This window comes from Stenotrophomonas nitritireducens (assembly GCF_001431425.1).
Taxonomy (GTDB): Bacteria; Pseudomonadota; Gammaproteobacteria; order Xanthomonadales; family Xanthomonadaceae; genus Stenotrophomonas; species Stenotrophomonas nitritireducens.
The window spans coordinates 1-857 of sequence record NZ_LDJG01000056.1; the positions used below are offsets into that span (position 1 = coordinate 1).

Below are 857 nucleotides of genomic sequence, written 5' to 3' on the forward strand. Positions count from 1 at the left end.
TGTCAGCGCCGCTTCGCCCTCGCTTTCGCGGCGCAGCTGCTCCTGTTCGGCGCGGTGGCGCGCCTCGACGATCGCGCGCTTGCGCAGCGCCAGCACGCCGCGCTGGAAATCGGACACGCTGCGCCGGCCCAGGTGCTGCTCGATCATCCACAGGTGCACGTCCTCCATCGACTGGAAGCGGGTGTTCTGCACGGTGTTGAAGGGCAGGCCGTGCTTCATGCAGATGCCGTAGCGGTTGTGGCCGTCGATCAGTACGTTGCCCCACAGCACCAGCGCGTCGCGGCAGCCTTCGGCCAGCAGGCTGCGCTCCAGCGCGTCGTGCTCGTCGGCAGTCAGCGGATCGATGTAGGCCTTGAGTTCTTCGTTGACGATGATGTCCATGCGCATGCCGGTGAAACGTGGGGGCGGCATTGTAAGTGAGGCGGAGGACGGCACGGCCGCTGCGCTTGCCGGCCTGCGGGAAGTCGATCATGCTCGCCTGCCGCGACTGGACGAGGCGATCATGCTGCTCATTGCCGATATCGCAACCGCCCTGGTCGCGCTGATCCATGTCTACATCCTTGTGCTGGAGATGTTCCTGTGGACAAGGCCGGCCGGACGCAGGGCCTTCGGCCTGACCCGGGAGTTCGCCGAGCAGACGAAGGTGCTGGCGGCGAACCAGGGGCTCTACAACGGCTTCCTGGCCGCGGGCCTGGTCTATGGCCTGGTCCTGGGCCCGGCCGGATACGCCATGCGGATGTTCTTTCTGGCCTGCGTCCTGGTTGCCGGCGTCTATGGCGCCGCCACCGCCAGTCGCAAGATATTGTTCGTGCAGGCGCTGCCGGCCGCCGTCGCGCTGGCGCTGCTCCTGTGGGCCC

Annotated in this window: 2 protein-coding genes; one reads left to right on the top strand and one right to left on the bottom strand. The window is 67.1% G+C overall.

Annotated features, from left to right (window positions below):
• The coding region (locus tag ABB22_RS17385) for a ParB N-terminal domain-containing protein (protein ID WP_484600308.1) at positions 1–381 on the bottom strand (381 nt) is incomplete at its 3' end.
• A gap of 121 nt (positions 382–502) precedes the next feature.
• On the opposite strand from ABB22_RS17385, the gene ABB22_RS17390 reads away from it, so the two are divergent.
• A partial coding sequence (locus ABB22_RS17390; protein WP_057505451.1) for a DUF1304 domain-containing protein occupies positions 503–857 on the top strand: 355 nt, incomplete at its 3' end.